Annotated in this window: 12 protein-coding genes, 3 pseudogenes and 1 other annotated feature; of the genes and pseudogenes, 11 read left to right on the top strand and 4 right to left on the bottom strand. The window is 70.1% G+C overall.

Annotated features, from left to right (window positions below):
* Nucleotides 1-420 precede the first annotated feature (420 nt).
* Genes J4E96_RS14780 through J4E96_RS14770 form a run of 3 tightly spaced genes read left to right on the top strand, consistent with a single transcriptional unit; the run spans nucleotide 421 to nucleotide 2461 of the window.
* Complete coding sequence (locus tag J4E96_RS14780; protein WP_227422842.1) at nucleotides 421-1641, top strand: MFS transporter; 1221 nt, start codon at nucleotides 421-423, stop codon at nucleotides 1639-1641.
* On the top strand, nucleotides 1557-2147 hold the full coding sequence (locus J4E96_RS14775; protein WP_227422841.1) for an SRPBCC domain-containing protein: 591 nt from the start codon (nucleotides 1557-1559) through the stop codon (nucleotides 2145-2147). Before J4E96_RS14780 ends, J4E96_RS14775 begins: the two co-directional genes overlap by 85 nt.
* A complete protein-coding gene (locus tag J4E96_RS14770) occupies nucleotides 2144-2461 on the top strand; it encodes an ArsR/SmtB family transcription factor (protein WP_227422840.1) in 318 nt (105 codons plus the stop codon). Before J4E96_RS14775 ends, J4E96_RS14770 begins: the two co-directional genes overlap by 4 nt.
* 164 nt (nucleotides 2462-2625) lie before the next feature.
* Here the strand turns inward: J4E96_RS14770 and J4E96_RS14765 are convergent.
* The 3 genes and pseudogenes from J4E96_RS14765 to J4E96_RS14755 all read right to left on the bottom strand — a co-directional run.
* Nucleotides 2626-2946, bottom strand: a pseudogene (locus tag J4E96_RS14765) (integrase core domain-containing protein); the annotation flags it as partial.
* Nucleotides 2947-2950: 4 nt separating this feature from the next.
* The gene (locus J4E96_RS14760; RefSeq protein WP_227425776.1) at nucleotides 2951-4297 is read right to left on the bottom strand and encodes an IS30 family transposase; all 1347 of its coding nucleotides are present in this window, start codon (nucleotides 4295-4297) and stop codon (nucleotides 2951-2953) included.
* Nucleotides 4298-4391: 94 nt separating this feature from the next.
* Nucleotides 4392-5323, bottom strand: a pseudogene (locus J4E96_RS14755) (IS3 family transposase); the annotation flags it as partial.
* Nucleotides 4908-5024 (bottom strand) — a sequence feature (AL1L pseudoknot). (Overlaps the previous pseudogene by 117 nt.)
* Nucleotides 5324-5980: 657 nt before the next feature.
* Between J4E96_RS14755 and J4E96_RS14750 the strand changes: the two are divergent.
* From J4E96_RS14750 to J4E96_RS14725, 6 genes are all read left to right on the top strand, one after another.
* A complete protein-coding gene (locus J4E96_RS14750) occupies nucleotides 5981-6274 on the top strand; it encodes a hypothetical protein (protein WP_227422839.1) in 294 nt (97 codons plus the stop codon).
* 209 nt (nucleotides 6275-6483) lie between these two features.
* Complete coding sequence (locus tag J4E96_RS14745) at nucleotides 6484-6720, top strand: ANTAR domain-containing protein (protein WP_227422838.1); 237 nt, start codon at nucleotides 6484-6486, stop codon at nucleotides 6718-6720.
* A gap of 931 nt (nucleotides 6721-7651) precedes the next feature.
* The gene (locus tag J4E96_RS14740; protein WP_227422837.1) at nucleotides 7652-8530 is read left to right on the top strand and encodes a hypothetical protein; all 879 of its coding nucleotides are present in this window, start codon (nucleotides 7652-7654) and stop codon (nucleotides 8528-8530) included.
* Nucleotides 8531-8579: 49 nt separating this feature from the next.
* The gene (locus J4E96_RS14735; protein WP_227422836.1) at nucleotides 8580-10190 is read left to right on the top strand and encodes a hypothetical protein; all 1611 of its coding nucleotides are present in this window, start codon (nucleotides 8580-8582) and stop codon (nucleotides 10188-10190) included.
* On the top strand, nucleotides 10187-10906 hold the full coding sequence (locus tag J4E96_RS14730; protein ID WP_227422835.1) for an ABC transporter ATP-binding protein: 720 nt from the start codon (nucleotides 10187-10189) through the stop codon (nucleotides 10904-10906). The genes J4E96_RS14735 and J4E96_RS14730 overlap by 4 nt, the downstream gene beginning before the upstream one ends.
* A complete protein-coding gene (locus tag J4E96_RS14725) occupies nucleotides 10903-12150 on the top strand; it encodes an ABC transporter permease (RefSeq protein WP_227422834.1) in 1248 nt (415 codons plus the stop codon). Before J4E96_RS14730 ends, J4E96_RS14725 begins: the two co-directional genes overlap by 4 nt.
* Nucleotides 12151-12435: 285 nt before the next feature.
* On the opposite strand, the pseudogene J4E96_RS14720 reads toward J4E96_RS14725, so the two are convergent.
* Nucleotides 12436-13860 (bottom strand): annotated as a pseudogene (locus tag J4E96_RS14720) (IS1380 family transposase).
* 1178 nt (nucleotides 13861-15038) lie between these two features.
* On the opposite strand from J4E96_RS14720, the gene J4E96_RS14715 reads away from it, so the two are divergent.
* Both J4E96_RS14715 and J4E96_RS14710 read left to right on the top strand, forming a co-directional pair.
* Nucleotides 15039-15620: a SigE family RNA polymerase sigma factor gene (locus J4E96_RS14715; RefSeq protein ID WP_227422833.1), complete on the top strand. Its 582-nt coding sequence runs from the start codon at nucleotides 15039-15041 to the stop codon at nucleotides 15618-15620.
* The gene (locus tag J4E96_RS14710) at nucleotides 15617-16243 is read left to right on the top strand and encodes a hypothetical protein (protein ID WP_227422832.1); all 627 of its coding nucleotides are present in this window, start codon (nucleotides 15617-15619) and stop codon (nucleotides 16241-16243) included. Before J4E96_RS14715 ends, J4E96_RS14710 begins: the two co-directional genes overlap by 4 nt.
* Nucleotides 16244-16734 lie beyond the last annotated feature (491 nt).

Below are 16734 nucleotides of genomic sequence, written 5' to 3'. Positions count from 1 at the left end.
GTCGGCGAAATTTCGGCCCGGCGCGCGGGCTGCCGGGTCGAGGGGGTCGGAGCGGGCGGCCGCTGGCGAGGTGCGAAAGCGGCTTGCGGTGGAGCGGCGAGCGGCCGATCGGGGATTGCTCGCCTGGTGAGCCTCGCCGACGCCACGATGCGTGCGACCAGGGCTCGGGGTGAGCGGCGTGCCCGCGGCTCGACGACGGGGGCGTCGGGCAGCGCGCTCCACACCAGGTCTCCGGGCATCGGCTTGCCGAGAAAGCGGTCAAGTGCGAGGAAGTTCATGGGTTGGTCTCCTTCGTGGTCGAGGCGGTAGTTCGAAAAGGCTTCGCACCTCGCAGGCGCTTCACACGCAACTGCAATTCGAGAGTTGCACGAATCCGAGGGATGTGCAACTATGGAGTTGCAACCGCGGAGGAGGTAGACGATGACCGGCCAGAAGACCCCCACCCGCACGACTCTCGTGCTGTCCGTGCTGTTCGTCGGGGCGTTCGTGATGGGCTGCGCGGAGATGCTTGTCGTCGGACTGCTCGACCTGATCGCCGCGGACTTGGCGGTATCAGTGCCTGCTGCCGGTGCTCTGGTCACGGCGAACGCCCTAGGCCTCGTGATCGGCGGCCCGCTCCTCACGCTCCTGACGACGCGTCTGGATCGTCGGGTGGTGCTGCTCGGCTCGCTTACCGTGTTCGTGCTGGCTAACCTGTTGCCGGCTCTGGTGGCCGACTACCCGGCCTTCGTCGCCGTCCGAGTTGTCATCGGCGGGGCGCAGGGGCTGTTCATTGCAGCTGCGATGGTGACGGCGACCTCGATCGTGCCGCCCGAGCAGACCGGCCGCGCGATGGCCCTGGTCATCTCCGGCTTCGCGATGTCGAGCGCGGTGGGGCTGCCGGTGGGGACCCTGCTCGGGCAGGCGGTCGGGTGGCGCGGATCGTTTGCGGGCGTCGTGGCGATCGGCGCAGTCGTCCTGGTGGTGTCGAGCATCGTGCTCCCCTGGGTGCCGACCTCGCCCGGAAGCCGGGCACTGGGGCAGGCGCGGCACGCTTTCGCCCCGCGGGTGCTCGCCCTGCTGGCGTTGTGCTGCCTGATCTTCGTCGCCATCCAGTCGGCGTTGACCTACCTCGTGCCGTTCCTGACCCGGGTCACCGGAGTCTCCGGTTCACTGGTGGGCGCCTACCTGGCCGTTTATGGCGTCGCAACGGCGATCGGCTCGTATGCCGGCGGCCGGTTCGCCGATGCGGGCGCGCCTCGCGCGTTGATCATCGGCACGATCGGCGTGGCGGCATCGTTGCTCGCGATGTACGTCTTCGGGCCGAACGCGCTGATCGTGGCCCTCGCTGTACTCGGCGTCGGGCTGTTCGGGATGGGCATGGCGCCGTCGCTGCAGCATCGGGTCGTGAGCCTGGCCGGGCCTGGCGCCCCGCTCGCGTCGTCGCTGCCCGCGTCCGCGGTCAACGCGGGCATCGCGATCGGCTCGATCGCCGGCGGGTTCGCGATCACCGCTGGTGGCGTGCGAGCCGCCGTCGTGACCGGGGCGATCGTCGCCGCGGCCGCCGTCGCAGCCGCGTGGGCGACCAGCTTTCTCAAGCCAGCGACAGTCACCGCACCACCGGGTCCGACGGCCGTAGCGGCACGCTCGGCAACGCATTAGCGCAAGATCACACCGAAGGGACGATCATGACCATGACGAGTAACCAGCCATCCGTCGTCGACCAAGGCGCGTTCACCGTGCGGCGCACGATCTGGATCGCCGCCCCGATCGAAAAGGTGTGGTCGGCGGTCACCGAGCCGGCCCACATCTCGCGATGGTTCGGCCGGGCGGCGTTCGAGGGGACAGGCGTGGGAGCCCGAGGCACTCTCACCTGGGAAGATCGCGGCGCCGTGCCATTGCGTATCGAAGCCATCGACGCGCCCCGGACGATCTCCTACCGCTGGAGCAACGACGACGCCCTCGGGCAGCCGCCCGAGCAGGTCGACGACGAGCACTCGACGGTGTTCACCTTCACCCTCGAGGCGGCGCCGGACGGCACCCAGCTCACAGTGGTAGAAATCGGGTTCGAGACCACCTCTGACCCGGGCGCGAACCTTGAGAGCCACCGCCGCGGCTGGGACGAAGAGCTGGACGAGCTCATTGCGCTGCTCAAGGCCAGCTCGTGACGACGAAGACCCTGGTTCCGGTGTTCGCCGCACTCGCGGACCCGACCAGGTGGAGCATCTTGTCGGAGCTGAGCGCGGGCGACGCCTCGGCTTCCGCCCTCGCCGGGCGGCTGCCGGTCACGCGCCAAGCAATCGCCAAACACCTCGCCGTGCTCCAAGAGGTCGGGCTCGTCGAGTCCTTCCGCGCCGGACGTGAGCTGCAATACCGCGTGCTCGGATCCCAGCTCAGCCAGACTGCACGCCAGCTCGACACGATCGGCGCCGAGTGGGACCGCCGCTTGACCGCCATCAAGGAGATTGCCGAGGGCCTATAGATCACGACGTCCCGGAGCCCACGCATCAGTGGGCGGCGCACGTCGAAGGCAGTGCATCCATGTCACCCGCTCAGCGCGCGCAATCCCGGCAAGCCGCGGCGGTAGCGAACAGTCACGATCGTTTCCCGACGAATGAATCGCCCTGGGTCTGGTGGAGGCTCGGGCTATGGGATTTCGACCAAGGTCTGGTCGCTCCCGTGGGTAGCGTAGAACGCGGTCTCGAACTCCGTCGGCGGGATGTCGCCGAGGTAGCCGTGTAGGCGCTGGGTGTTGTGCCAGTGGACCCAGCCCAGGGTGGCCAGCTCGACGTCCTCGACGCTCTTCCAAGGTCCGGTGCGGGCCGGCCCGCGGATCAGCTCGGCCTTGTAGTAGCCGTTGACGGTCTCTGCCAGGGCGTTGTCATACGAATCGGCGACGGTCCCGATCGAGGGGACCGCGCCGATCTCGGCGAGGCGCTCGCCGTACCGGATGGACGTGAATTGACTGGGTTCAATCGGTCGTTGCAACACCTGCCTTGTGGAGTGACCGTAGCTGTTCGTCGAGGACTTCGGCCGGTGTTCTCCAGCCGAGGACCTTGCGGGGTCTGCTGTTGATCGCGGCCTGGACGGCGAGGAGGTCCTCAGCGGGCCACCGGGACAGGTCGGTGCCCTTGGGGAAATACTGGCGCAGCAGCCCGTTGGTGTTCTCGTTCGTGCCGCGCTGCCAGGGTGAGTGCGGATCGGCGAAGTAGACGGCGATACCGGTGGCGATCGTGAACTTCGCGTGAGCGGACAGCTCCTTGCCGCGGTCCCAGGTCAAAGAACGCAGCAGCTCCGACGGCATCGTGGACATCGTCGCCTGCAGGGCGTCCGTCATCGCGACGGCGCCGTAGCCGCCCAGAGCGGGCCCGTTCTTAACCGGTGGGACGGTCCCGTAGCCCTCGAGGCGGGGCAGGTGGACCAGCAGGGTGTAGCGGCTGGTCCGTTCGACGACGGTGCCGATGGCGGACCGGTTCAGCCCGATGATGAGGTCGCCCTCCCAGTGCCCGGGCACGGCCCGGTCCTCGGCCTCGGCGGGCCGCTCGGACAGGACGACATCGGCAGTGACGTGCCCTTGAGGTTTGTTGCGGGCGCGCTCTCGGGGCTTGCGTAGCGCCCGTCCCGTGCGCAGGCAGGCCACCAGCTCGCGCGTGAGCGCCCCACGCCCCTGGACATAGAGCGCCTGGTAGATCGCCTCGTGGCTGATGCGCATGTCCTCATCGTCGGGGAAGTCCGCGACCAGGCGCCGTGAGATCTGCTGCGGGCTCCAAGCAGTGGCCCACCGCCGGTCACCGCGGTGCGGCTTGTTCAGGCACTTCCAGGTCGTCGCCGGCCCGGCGGCGAACGTCCCGTCGGGCCGCTGCAGTTGTCCGCTGAGCCGGGTCTGGACGTACTGCTGCAGACGAGGGTTCGTGACGAGCTTGGCCGGCTTAGGACGCCTGGCGGCGGTCTGGGCCTTCCACTGCGCGACCGTCGCCCGGTACTCCAGCGTGCCGCCGCGCGTCGCGGCGTTGCGTCTCAGCTCCCGCGAGATCGTCCCCGGATCTCGCCCTAGCGCACGGGCAGCGGCTCGGACGCCGATCCCTCGGGCCCTCAGCAGGGCGAGTTCCTCGCGCTCGTGGAACGACAGGTAGCGGCCGGTCGGCTCGGCCAGGGGCAACGGCGCCATCCCACCAGCGTGACGAAACCAACGCGACCCCACCGGCACGGACACGCCGACGCCGACCGCGGCGTCCTCGCTGCTCTTGCCTTGAGCGATCAGCCGCCAGAACTCGCGCTCCACGTGTCTTGCCGGAATCGGTCGACCCGGTGATCGCATCGCCGGGCGCAACGCCCGGTCCGCTTGCTGCTGTCGCCGCACCACCTGACACCTCCGTGATCACGGGGTGTTGCGACGACCGATTGAGTCCGCCTTGAGCTCCGGCATCGGAGTGACAGGTCAGCCCCTCCAGGCGCGTCCCGCGGGACCAGCGGGCCATCTCGATCGCGTCCAGCACCATCTCGGTGCGCATGTGGGATGCGGCCCGCCAGCCCACGATCATCCGGGAGTAGACGTCGACGATGAAGCACACGTAGGCGACCCCGGCCCAGGTCGGCACGTAGGTCAGGTCTGTGACCCACAACCGGTTCGGCGCGAGCGCGGTGAAGTCCCGGCGGACCAGGTCCGGGTGACGCGCCGCGACCGGGTCCGCCCGCGTGGTGCGGACCCGCTTGGAGCGCCGGACGCCTTCGATGCCCTCGCCGCGCATCAGCCGAGTGACCTGGTCACGGCCCACGTCCCAGCCGGCCCGACGTGCGGCCTTCCACAGCTTGCGGGCCCCGTAGACGCAGTAGTTGTCCTCCCACAGCTGGCGCACCACCGGGCGCAGGACCGTGTCGCGGGCGGCACGGGCCGACGGCGGGCGGGTCTTGGCCGCGTAGTACGTGCTCGGGGCCACCTGCAGCGCGGTGCAAATGGGCTCGACCCCGAGCTCGTCTCGGTTGGCGTCGATGAACGCCACTACTTCCTGTGTTGGCGGTCGAGCTCCGCCCCGAAGAAACTCGCAGCCCTCTTCAGGATCTCGTTGGCCCGGCGCAGCTCACGGTTCTCCTGCTCGAGCTCACGCATCCGAGCTGACTCGCTCGTGCTCACCCCCGGCGCATGGCCGTCGTCAATCTCGGCCTGACGCACCCACAGGCGCACCGACTCGGTCCCATACCCCAGCTGGGTCGCGACCCGCTGAACGGTGCCGTGCTCGGTACCCAGCTCGACCCGTAGGGCACGAACCATCCTGACCGCTGCGGCCTTCTCCTGATCGGAGTACCGACGCGTCGTCGGCTTCCCCTTCGATAGATCACTCGGCATGGCTCCATCCTCGTTTCCAAGGTCAAGAGCCTCCAAGCAACCCAGGGCGATTCAGAACCCCAACTTTCCTGGGACGGTGGACGACTTTGGCGCGGACTACAGCTCGCGCGCTCAGGCCTCAAGCCCGTTAGGTCCTGCGCCCTACCGCTCTTTGGTGAGGCGACGCAGGGATAGGACCAACCGGCGCCCAGGCGCGGCCGGGAACGGCGTCATCGTGTCGCCCTGCGTGGCGCAACACGTGCGGCTGCTCTCCGGTGATACTCAGCGGGTCGATCACGAGCTGGATCACCACGTCCAGACGTTGGTGTGCCGTTCCGGATACTCACCCGGCCCAGCACCCAATCTATGGCCAGGCCCCGACGGCGACGGGCGCACGCGCGAGACCGGGAGATAGCGGGCTGGGTCCCGGCGGGCATCAGGTACCAGGAGTATGTCGTTTCCCTCGGACCCCGGACTGCGGTGCGCCCCAACGGGGGTGACCATTCACGGGGGCGATGCGGTGGGCTGCATTGCCTGAACTCATGAGATCTCCGCCGCTGGCGGTGCCTGCCACCCTGCTGCGCCAAGGTCGGCACCGCCGCGTCGCCACGCCAGCGTTCTATCGGCGATAGCGCTACGGTCCCGCGCAAGCGGATCTTCGATGAGCAGGGGAACACTGTGAGCAAGGCCGACGGACGTGGCGAGGCTTCGTCCTCCGACACGGGGACCTCGGACGGGCAGGACGAGCTCGCGGCCCAGCTGAGAGAGTTCGCCCGGACCGTTCAACAGCAACCGGACCCCCACGAGACTCTCGTGGAGATCGTCCGCGCGGCCGTCGCCCTCGTACCCGGGTGCGACGAGGCATCCATCAGCGTTGTGCTCGGCCGCCGCCACGTCACTTCAGAGGCCGCTTCCGGCGAGCTGCCAGCGATTGTCGACGCTCTTCAAGAAGGCCTCGGCGAGGGACCCTGATTGAGCGCGGCCTACGAGCACCTGACCGTCCGGGTACCCGACATGGCCACTGAGGATCGCTGGCCCCGCTTCACCGCAGGGGCGGTCGACGCGGGGGCGCTGGGCATGATGGCGCTGCAGCGGTACGTCGAGGGCGACGACCTCGGGGCGCTGAACCTGTTCGCCCGACGGGCCTACGGTTTGGCGACGAGTCCGAGCACATCGGGCGGATGTTCGCCGCCCACGCAGCGGTCGCCTACGCCGCCGCCCGAAAGCAGGCGTCCCTGTCACGATCGGTGGAGACCAGGCAGGTCATCGGACAAGCGCAGGGCATCCTCATCGAGCGGCACCGGGTGACGCCAGAGCATGCTTTCGCGATGCTCATCCGCGTCAGCCAGCACCGAAACGAAAAACTACGGGACGTCGCTCAACGTCTCGTCGACTACGGGCAGATCGAGGGAATTTGAGCTAAGCCTCCGCTTGCGCGCCAACCGAGGAGCGATTCGAGGCGACGATGCACTGACTCGGCAAACCCGAAGGTCGCTCCTATTCCTGGAGTGGAATTCCGCGGCAGAGACCGCTCCGGTCGCCGGCAGGCGAGCCCGTCAGCAGCGTAATTCAGCAGGTACAGATTCCTTGGCTCCAGCGGACATTGGCCTGACGCCAGGTAACTGTCGCTCAGCGACGAGCACGTCGGCGTCTATGTGGCGTTCAGTGCTGGTCGCGACCCCCCCTTTTCGGGCTGAATGCCAGACTGCCGTGTGAAGGATTTACCACCCACGAGGCAGCGATTATGCGCAGTGGTGATCTAAGGGAAGCGGGCAACCGGGAACGTTGCGAGAGGCGTTGCCTCAGGAGTCCTTCTTGGCGGATCGAGGCGCGGTCCGGTCGCCACTCGACGGAGCGCTCGCGCTGGGCGGTGGGCGTTGTGCCCCGATCGTCGCGCTCCGTGCGTGCGGTGCGACAGGCGGGCCGGACGGGCGGTCGTCACGCGGCACATGCCCCCGTGACTTCCGGTGTCGTGGGGCGTGCAACCGATTACCGTGCCGGACGCGTCTGAGGGGTATGAACCAACGGAGAGCAATCCATGAGATCTGATGAGGAGTTCCGGGCGTGGGCCGCGCAGCGCCGCCAGTTGCTGGTCCGCATGGCGACGCTGTTGACGGGATCCCGGCACCCCTGGCAGGGCGCTGGGGTCCGGTTAACGCCAGCACCGCCGACTGTGACTGCACCGCGCCGAAGGAGCCTGACACGATGAGAAGCACACCGATCACCGCCGTATTCGCGACCGGGGCTCTGGCCCTGGTCCTGCTGACCGGATGCAGCAGCTCGGACGGGGGTGGCCTCTCGGACGGGGGTGGCCCCTCGAACGGGGGTGGACCCTCAGACGACGCGACCGTGACCTACGAGGACAGCCCGCTGACGCCGTTCCAGGAGCAGATCGGCGGCTCGCGGGACCAGGCCGACGCGGACGCGCAGTTGGCCCGCTCCGAGGAGATCGTGGCCGCCTGCATGCAGGACGAGGGCTTCGAGTACACGCCGCAGGACTATTCCGGCCAGGCCTCGTTAGTCGACGACGAGGACGACGGCATGCCCGCGTCGGACTCGCTCGAGTTCGCCCAGCAGTACGGGTACGGCGCGACGACCTCGCAGGACATGCCGAACCCGGACGAGGTGCAGGAGTACGTGGACCCCAACACGGACTACGTCGCATCGATGAGCGAGAGCGAGCAGGCGGCTTTCTACCTGGCCCTGTACGGACCGCAGTCGATGTCCGAGGAGCCTGTCGACGAGGAAGAGCTCCAGGAGTACGACTGGACGAGGGCCGGGTGCCAGGGCAAGGCCCAGCACGAGGTGTACGAGGAGAGCCAGATCTGGGACGACCCGGAGTTCAAGGAGCTCGTCGACGCGATGTCGGAGCTCTACGAGGACGCCCAGACCGACGAGCGGACGATCGCGGCGTACGCCAAGTGGGCTGACTGCATGGCGGAGGAGGGGTATGACTTCGCCAACCCGCAAGAGGCGCAGAACAGCATCAACGACCTGATTAATGAGATCCCGTACGACGAGGAGACCGGCACGCCGGACGAGGCCGCCCTCGCCGAGATCCGCGATCAGGAGATTGCGACGGCGACCGCCGACCGCACCTGCCAGGACAGCACCGGCTCCGCCCGGACGGCGCTCGAGGCGCAGTTCGCGCTCGAGCAGGAATTTATCGACGCGCACCAGGACGAGCTCAACGCGATGGTCGAGAAGGCCGCCCAGGCGTCCAGGTGAGGCGCGTTCCCGAGACCGTCTGCACGTCCGGTACCACCGAAGGAGAGCAATGAGCACGCAGGTCGCCGGAGGTCGGCGCACGATCGTCATCATGGCGGTCGTCGCCGTGGTGTGCCTCGGAGCGGGGCTGGGCCTGAGCCAGCTCATCGTCTCGCCCGGCAAGGCCGCGGCCGACGCCGCGGCCCCCACGGCCGGGCCTATCACCGTGCCGGTGGAGAGCCGCGTCATCGCCAACGAGCTGGTGATCCGCGGTGACGTCGGGTACGACGACCCCGTGACCCTGCGCGTCGAGACGGGTGACCTGGGCGGTCCCGCCATCGTCACGGGCCAGGTGCCGCAGGTCGGTGCCGAGCTCGGGTCGGCGTCGGTCGCGGTCGAGATCGTGGGTCGCCCGGTCATCGTCCTTCCTGGCGACCTGCCGACCTACCGCACGCTGCGCGCGGGGGTCTCCGGTCCCGACGTCCTCCAGCTCAAGGCCGCGCTCGGCTCGCTGGGCATCGAGGCGGGCGACCCGGCGGGGGCCGCGTACGACGCGGCCACGGCCGAGGGCGTCCGTGCGCTGTACCAGAAGGTGGGCTACGAGCCGCCGTCCGCGGGCAAGGAGCTCCAGGAGACCGTCGCCGCGGCACGCGACATGGTGCAGTCGGCCCAGGACGACGTCAGCGCCGCACAGCGCGAGCTGGCCGCGGCGGGCAACAATCTGGCGGGGTCGGCGATCATCGGGCTCGACACTGCCGTCTCCGTCGCGCGGGCGACGCTCGCGGAGGAGCAGGCACACTGCGCAGCGCCCACCGAGGAGGCGCCCTGCAGCCAGATCACGCTGCTCCAGGCGCAGGGCGCGGTCGCGCAGGCCGAGGCCGCGCGCACCGAGGCGGACATCCCGACGGACACCGGCGCCGAGGGCGCGGCGGTCATGTCGGCCCAGACGCAGCTGAAGGCCGCCAAGGAGGACCTGGCCGAGGCGCAGACCGCGACGCTCACGCCCCTGCCGGCCAGCGAGGTCGTGTTTGTGCCCACGCTGCCGCGTCGCGTAGACGCCGTCACCGCCGCCCGCGGGGGGACGATCACCGGAGAGTTCATGAGCGTGTCCGGCGCCACGATCCAGATCACCGGCAGTGCCGCTCGTGCCGACGCCGAGCTGCTCGCCGTCGGGACGGTGGGCACCGTCACGCTCGACGACCAGGAGCTGTCGGTGACCGTCGCGGCGGTCAATGACCCGACGGAAACGCCACCCGCGGCCGGGGAGCCCGAGGAGGGCACGACCGAGGAGCCGGCCGCCCCGAAGGAAGACCGCCGCTCGGTGGTCTTCACGCTCGGCAGCCTCACGCCGGAGCAGGTGGAGGCGTTGCGGAACACGAACGTGCGCGTGCGCGTACCCGTGAGCTCGACGGAAGGTGAGGTCCTGGCGGTGCCGCTGGCCGCGCTCACCGCGGGGCCGGGCGGCGAGTCGCGGGTCGAGCTCGCCGGCACCGGCGGCAAGCCGAGCTCCCTGGTGACCGTCACCACGGGCCTGGCTGCCGACGGGTACGTCGAGATCGTCGGTGCCGAGACCCCGCTGGAGTCCGGTGACCTGGTGGTTGTCGGCGTCCCGGAGAAGAAGAAGGCGTCCGACACCGAGACGGCCGCCACCGAGACGGCCGGCACGGAGGCAGACGGGTGACGGTCCTCAACCTCATCGAGGCCCCCGAAGACGTCGGCCCCCCGCCGCCCGTGCTGGAGCTGCAGGGAGCCGGACGCCAGTTCCCGGGCGACCCGCCGGTCCACGCTCTGCACCCGGCCGACCTCGCGGTCGCGGCGGGCGAGTACCTCTCGGTGGTCGGCCCGTCGGGGTCGGGCAAGTCGACGCTCCTGAACCTCCTGGGACTTCTGGACATGCCCACCGAGGGCGAGTACCTGCTCGACGGGATCCCCACGTCCGACGCCGGCGAGCGCGAGCGGGCGGCGTTGCGTGCGGGCCACATCGGCTTCGTGTTCCAGTCCTTCCACCTGATGCCGCACCGGACCGTGCTGGAGAACGTGCTCCTGGCCACCCTGTACAGCGGCGTGCCGCGCTCGGAGCGACGCGACCGCGCCCTGGCAGCGCTGGAGCGCGTCGGGCTGAGCCATCGCATCGACTTCGTGCCCACCCTGCTGTCTGGTGGAGAACGGCAGCGGGCCGCCGTCGCACGGGCCGTGGTCTCACAGCCGCGGGTCCTCCTGGCCGACGAGCCCACCGGCAACCTCGACTCCGAGAGCTCGGCGGGGGTCCTCGACCTGTTCGACGAGCTGCACGCCGCCGGGCTCACCTTGCTGGTCATCACGCACGACGACGAGGTGTCGGCCCGCGCCCAGCGCCGGGTGCGGATCGCCGACGGCTACCTCCGGGAGATCGCATGACCGCCGTGACGCAACGCGTGCTCCGGACCGACCGATTCGGCTTGCGCGACCTGCTGGCCGAGGCGGCCGCCGGCATCGGTGCCCGCCCGGGCCGCCTGCTCCTGACCATCCTGGGCACCGTGCTCGGCATCGCCTCGATGGTCGTGACCGTCGGGCTCGCGCAGACCGCCGCGGGGCAGATCAACAAGCAGTTCGACGCGGTCGCGGCCACGCAGGCCCTGGCCAAGCCCGCGACTGCCAAGAGCTGGGACGGCTCCGGGCGCTCTCTCGCGGACCTCCCCTGGGACTCGGCCGTGCGCGCCGAGCGCCTCGCCGGCGTCGAGGCCGCCGGAACGTTCTCCACGGTGGAGATCGACGGCGCCGAGATCACCGCCGTCCCCGTGCACGACCCCTCCGCCGCGCGCACGCTCGCGCCGGACGTCCTCGCGACGTCCCCGGGCGCGCTCGAGTCGATCGGTGGCCGGGTCGTGCAGGGCCGCTACTTCGACGCCGGGCACGACGCCCGCGGCGACCGCGTGGTGGTGCTCGGCGTGGACGCGGCCGCGCGCCTCGGGGTGGTCCGGGTGGACCGCCAGCCGTCGATCTTCATCGGCGACCAGGCCTACCAGGTGATCGGGATCGTCGACGACGTCTCGAGGCGCAACGACGTCCTCGCCGCCGTGATCATGCCCGAGGGGACCGCGCGGGCCGACTTCGCCCTGGCGGCCCCGCAAGAGCTCCACATGCACCTGGCCGTCGGCGCCGGACCTGTCCTCACCAGCCAGCTCCCCACCGCGCTGAGCCCGAACGCGCCCGAGACGATCGACGTGCAGGCGCCGCCCGCGACCTCCAAGGTGGAGGAGTCCGTGCAGGCCAGCGTGAGCACGATCTTCCTGGCACTCGGTGGCGTGGCGCTGCTCATCGGCGGGGTCGGCATCGCGAACGTGACCCTGCTGTCCGTGCTGGAGCGCGTCGGCGAGATTGGGCTGCGCCGCGCGCTCGGGGCCACGCCTCGGGACATCGGTGCGCAGTTCATGGTCGAGTCCGTGGTGGTCGGCCTGCTCGGCGGGATGCTCGGTGCCGCCCTCGGGGTGGCCGTCGTCGTCGGGGTCAGTGCAGCCAACGACTGGACGCCGATCCTCGACCTGCGGATGGTCGGTGCCGCGGCCGTGGCGGGCGGGGTGATCGGCCTGCTGGCAGGGCTCTACCCGTCGCTCAAGGCATCGTCGATCGAACCCATCGCGGCGCTGCGCGGGGGCGTCTGACGCGTCACGTCCTGGTGCAGCACCCAGAACACGGAGTACGGCGTGCCCCCGGGGTGGCGGGGCGGTTCGCGAAGTCGCCAAGCACCGCGGCGATCCGATCAGTGAGCTCGGCGTGCCCCGCCGCGTCGAGCCGCAGGCCCGGCGCCAGATCTGCACCGCCCGCGAGTCCACCAGGGCCACCCCACCACGAACCCTGCTTGACGAACAGAGAAGGATCCCTAGTTCGCACCTGAGGCCGCCGCGACCTGCCGCCCAGGTTCCATCAGGCGATCCCGGGTCAGGTAGTCATCGCTCTTGTGATCTCCGCTTCCTGCAGTTCCAGAGCTTCGGCCAGGAGCCGGGTGAGCAGGTGAGGTGGAACAGTTCGCTCCACTGCTCGGCCCAGGGCCAGCGTTCGGGTAGGTGCAGGTGCAGTTGCCTGGCTGTTGTGGCGAGTCGGGCCGGGACGGCGATGAGCTTGCGGCGGATCGTCGCGGTGTGTCGCCTTCGCCAGCGCCGGGCCGGCGAGGGTGTCCGCGGCGCGGGTCAGGTTGAACGCCATGACCGCGCAGACCAGCCAGGCGGCGTTCGCGGTGAACACCCCCGATGGCAGGTGCGCCAGGCCAGAGTTCTTCAGGTCGGCGTGGCCGTTCTCGATCAAGGCGTGGCGGCGCGGGTGCGGTCGGCGGTGACGGTGTCTAGGTCCGTGGTGGCGAAGAAGGCGTGGAACCGCCACGTCTGGAACAACGTGGCCTGACCGGCTCTGGCGCGGGCGTTCAGGTCCGGGATGCGGCGCATGACTGGGCGGCCGGGGACCTGCTCGGCGGGCTTGCGGGTGGAGAACGCGGTGAACGCAATCTCGGCGACCTGCGCGGCCGAGACCCAGGTCTCGGTGGCCTGGTTGTAGATCGCTTGCAGGTACTTGATCGTGGTCCACGCGTCGGCGTCGATGGCGTCGATCGCGCGTTTGGCCACGGGATCCATCCGCACCGTCACCGAGATGTCTGCGCCGGCAGCGACCGCGGCACAGACCAGGGTGCGGGAGTAGAACGCCGGGTCCGCCCGCACCAAGACCGGGCGGGCCAGGTGGGTGCGGCGCACGACGGCCAGGGCGTCGCGGATCAGGCGGGTCACCCCAGGCGGCGACCCGCAGTTGCCCCGGCGTAGCCGTTGGGCGAGCACGACCGGGGCGACCGAAGCGGTGGAGGCGGTGGCGAGCAAGGCGTTGAGGCCGCGGACCCCGGAGTACCCGAACGCCGCACCCTGCTTGTGGTGGCCGTGGACCTCGACGATGGTGTCGTCGAGGTCGACCATCACCGTCTCGTCGTCACCTGGCGTCCCGAGCAGGGCCGTGTCCGCAGCCAGCGCGGTCAGGAACCGGGACGCTACCGCGTCGAGCTGGCGGACGTGCCCGAAGGTGAATGCCCGCAGGAACGACCCCAGCGTCGAGGGTGCCGGCGCGGCGCCGAGGACCTTGCCCATCCCGCCGTGACGCAGGACGGCCATGTCGTCGATGCTGTCCGCTCCCGCGGCCATCCCCGCGATCAGAGCTGTCACCTTCGCCCCGGCGTGTGCGCCTCGGTCAGACGGAACGGTCAACCAGCGGTCGGCGAGCTCACCGAGCCCGGCACGGCGGGCCAACGCGAGCACTGGGACCAGACCCGCGGCCGACACGAGATTCGGTTCGTCGAAGACCACTGACGCGACCGGTGTGCTGTGGAAGAGTTGCATCTACGAGATGCCCTTCTTGAGCTGGTGAACAGGACCCTCAGCAAGTCCCCTTTTTCCAGATCAGAAGGGCATTCTCACGCTCCCACGCCCACCACCGGGCCAACCCAATCGGTGGATCGAGGCTAAGCCGATGTCGGGCAGTCGGTCGGCGGCGTGCGGTGCGGTTGCTCGCGCGAGGCCCTCGGCAGCGGAGGCGACATGCTGCATTCCCGGCAGCCAGGTACGAACGCTGGCCCAGGGAACTCCGGTCTGCCCAACGCGGAGGGCGAGGGCGTCCTCGACCGAGGCGGTGGTGAGGGCAAGCGAAGCCAGACGGGCCATTGCGGCATCGCGCGCGTCGGCGGACTCAAGCACATGCGCGACCGGAGAACGCGGGGATCCGCTGGCGTCTGGTGAACGGAGACGAGGTCGGTGGCGGCCCGGAGCTTCTGGGCGGCTCGTCCCCGGGCGCCGTGCGGACCGGCGAGCAGGGACGGGTGGGGCCGTTCAACGCCGATGGTCTCGGTGATCGTCGCGGCCAGGTGCCGGGCGGCGGCTTCGACGGAGTCCGGCCGCAGCGCCGAGCGGACTCCGGCCGCCCGACCAGGACCGATCAGAGCCCATACGTGGGCATCAATTGACCGCGAGGTTTCTCATGATCGGCGCTGGGCACCTGCTCGACCTGCCGGACACCGACGCGTATACGGGCCTGCTGCTCGTGGCGGCCGGGATCCTCGTCGTGCAGTGCGCGTTCTCCACGCTCTGACTGCGCCATCACCGCCAGGGCCCTGCTCGAGTGGCTGTGGCGCGGCGGCACGTGGTGGGGGGCGGAGCGCGGCTGACGTCGGACCGCTCGGGCACCTCGGGCGTGAGGGCAAGACCTCGCAGTCGTCACCGATGGTCACGGGGGCGAGTGCACGCGAGGGAAGCGGGTCAACCGGGAACGTCGCGAGGGTCGTTGCCTCAGGATTACTTCCCGGCGGATCGCGACGCGGTCCGGTCGACACCCGACGGAGCGCTCGCGCTGGGCGGTGGGCGTTGCGCCCTGATCGTCGCGCTCCGTGCGTGCGGTGCGACAGGCGGGCCGGACGGGCGGTCGTCACGCGGGGCATGCCCCCGCGACCTTCGGTGTCGTGGGGCGTGCAACCGTTCACTGTGCCGGACGCGTCTGAGGGGTATGAAGGAACGGAGAGCAATCCATGAGATCTGATGAGGAGTTCCGGGAGTGGGCCGCGCGGCGCCGCCAGTCGCTGGTCCGCACGGCGACGCTGTTGACGGCTGGCGACTCACACACGGCGGAGGACGTGGTCCAGACCGCTATGACCAAGATGTACCTCGCCTGGCCGCGCCTGCGCGACGTGCGGGACCGCGACGCGTACGCCCGCCGCGTCCTGGTCAACGCCTTCACCGACGAGATGCGCACGAGCCGGCGCAAGCGCGAGGACCTCCGGTCAGAGCTGCCGGACCGGGCCGTCGGGAGCGGCGCAATCGACGACGACTCCCGGCTGCTGTTCGCGGCGCTCGAGGAGCTGCCGGACCGGATGCGGGCGACGGTGGTGCTGCGCTATTTCCACGACCTGAGCGTCGCCGACACAGCCCGGGCGCTGCGGTGCAGACCGGGGACGGTCAAGAGCCAGACGGCACGGGCGCTCGAGAAGCTCAAGCACCGGCTCGGACCGGCCCTGCGCGACGACCAGGGTCTGCGCCCGGACCACCCGCGGGGCGACACCGCCCCTATCCCCACGATCCACGCCACCCTCACCGCTGGGAGACTGTCATGAGCGACCTGACCACCCTGATGTCCCGCGCGACCGCCACCGTCGACGCGACGCCCGCCGCTGTGCTCGACGACGACGTGAGCCGCGGGCAGCGCGCCCGCCGTCGCCGCACGCGCCTGGTCGGCACCGGCGTTGCCGGCGCCTTCGCGGCCACGGTCGCGGTCGGCGCGCCGCTGCTCACCTCGACCACCCCGGCCGCCGCGGCCGAGCTCGTCGCCTACACGGCCGAGCAGCCCGCGGGGTTCACGATCGCGGAGGTCCCCGAGGGCTGGCACGTGCTGTCCTCCGACCGGAGCAGCCTGATGCTCGCCGACGGCGACGACGACGGCTCGGACCCGAGCAGCTTCGAGGGTCGGATCGTCGCAAGCCTCGTCGGTTCGCAGTCGCTGCCGGGCGGCGAGTTCGAGGCGCAGACCTTCGCGGTCGGCGGTCAGGAGGTGCTCGTGTACGACATGCTCGAGGTAGACGGCCAGCCCGGCGGGACCCTCGGGGTGTTCGCGCCCGAGGGCGACGGCGACTACCTCTCGGTCCAGCTCCCACCCGAGCTGCACTGGACGGGCGAGGTCGCTGCACGGTTCGTCGAGGGGCTCGACGTCACCGACGACGCGGGCCACACGGGCGGCTGACCACCGAGCGGTGGTGCGGCGCACGGACACGAGCCCGCGCCGCACCACCGGCTCACTCCGGGTTGCGCGCGCCGCGAGGGTCGCGAGCGAGCCGGCACTCGCGAACTGCCAAGGCAGCCGCGTTCATCAGGACCGTCACTGCTTCCACCTCGTGCCACAAGCGCGATCCGCTCACACACACCCACGCCACGACGGCAAGGTACAACCGGATCTTGGCCGAGGAGTTGATCTACGCCCGCGTCTGGACGTTCGAATCCGAGGGTGCTGCCGCGATCAACATCTGGGACGTTCACGACAACGACCACGGCCGGAACCGTCGCACGCGCATACCGGGGATTTGGAGGCATTTGGCCTAGCGAGCACCCGACGCCGCACGGGAACCCTCGTCACCCGTGACGCATCTCCTACCACGCATAATGTTGCCCACCTTGTCCGACTACTCGTCGCAGCCGTACAACAGCAGAACATGCCCGACCAAGACGTACTCGACC

The organism is Pengzhenrongella sicca (assembly GCF_017569225.1).
Classification (GTDB): Bacteria; Actinomycetota; Actinomycetes; order Actinomycetales; family Cellulomonadaceae; genus Pengzhenrongella; species Pengzhenrongella sicca.
The sequence above is the reverse complement of the archived record's forward strand: the minus strand, read 5'-3'. Positions and strand labels throughout refer to the sequence as shown.

What these genes read in the sequence shown, in the direction of transcription:
- J4E96_RS14715 (WP_227422833.1), top strand. Translation starts at nt 15,039, where the DNA reads ATGAGATCTGATGAGGAGTTCCGGGAGTGGGCCGCGCGGCGCCGCCAG.
- J4E96_RS14735 (WP_227422836.1), top strand. Translation starts at nt 8,580, where the DNA reads ATGAGCACGCAGGTCGCCGGAGGTCGGCGCACGATCGTCATCATGGCG.
- J4E96_RS14725 (WP_227422834.1), top strand. Translation starts at nt 10,903, where the DNA reads ATGACCGCCGTGACGCAACGCGTGCTCCGGACCGACCGATTCGGCTTG.
- J4E96_RS14760 (WP_227425776.1), bottom strand. Translation starts at nt 4,297, where the DNA reads ATGCGATCACCGGGTCGACCGATTCCGGCAAGACACGTGGAGCGCGAG.
- J4E96_RS14710 (WP_227422832.1), top strand. Translation starts at nt 15,617, where the DNA reads ATGAGCGACCTGACCACCCTGATGTCCCGCGCGACCGCCACCGTCGAC.
- J4E96_RS14745 (WP_227422838.1), top strand. Translation starts at nt 6,484, where the DNA reads ATGTTCGCCGCCCACGCAGCGGTCGCCTACGCCGCCGCCCGAAAGCAG.
- J4E96_RS14780 (WP_227422842.1), top strand. Translation starts at nt 421, where the DNA reads ATGACCGGCCAGAAGACCCCCACCCGCACGACTCTCGTGCTGTCCGTG.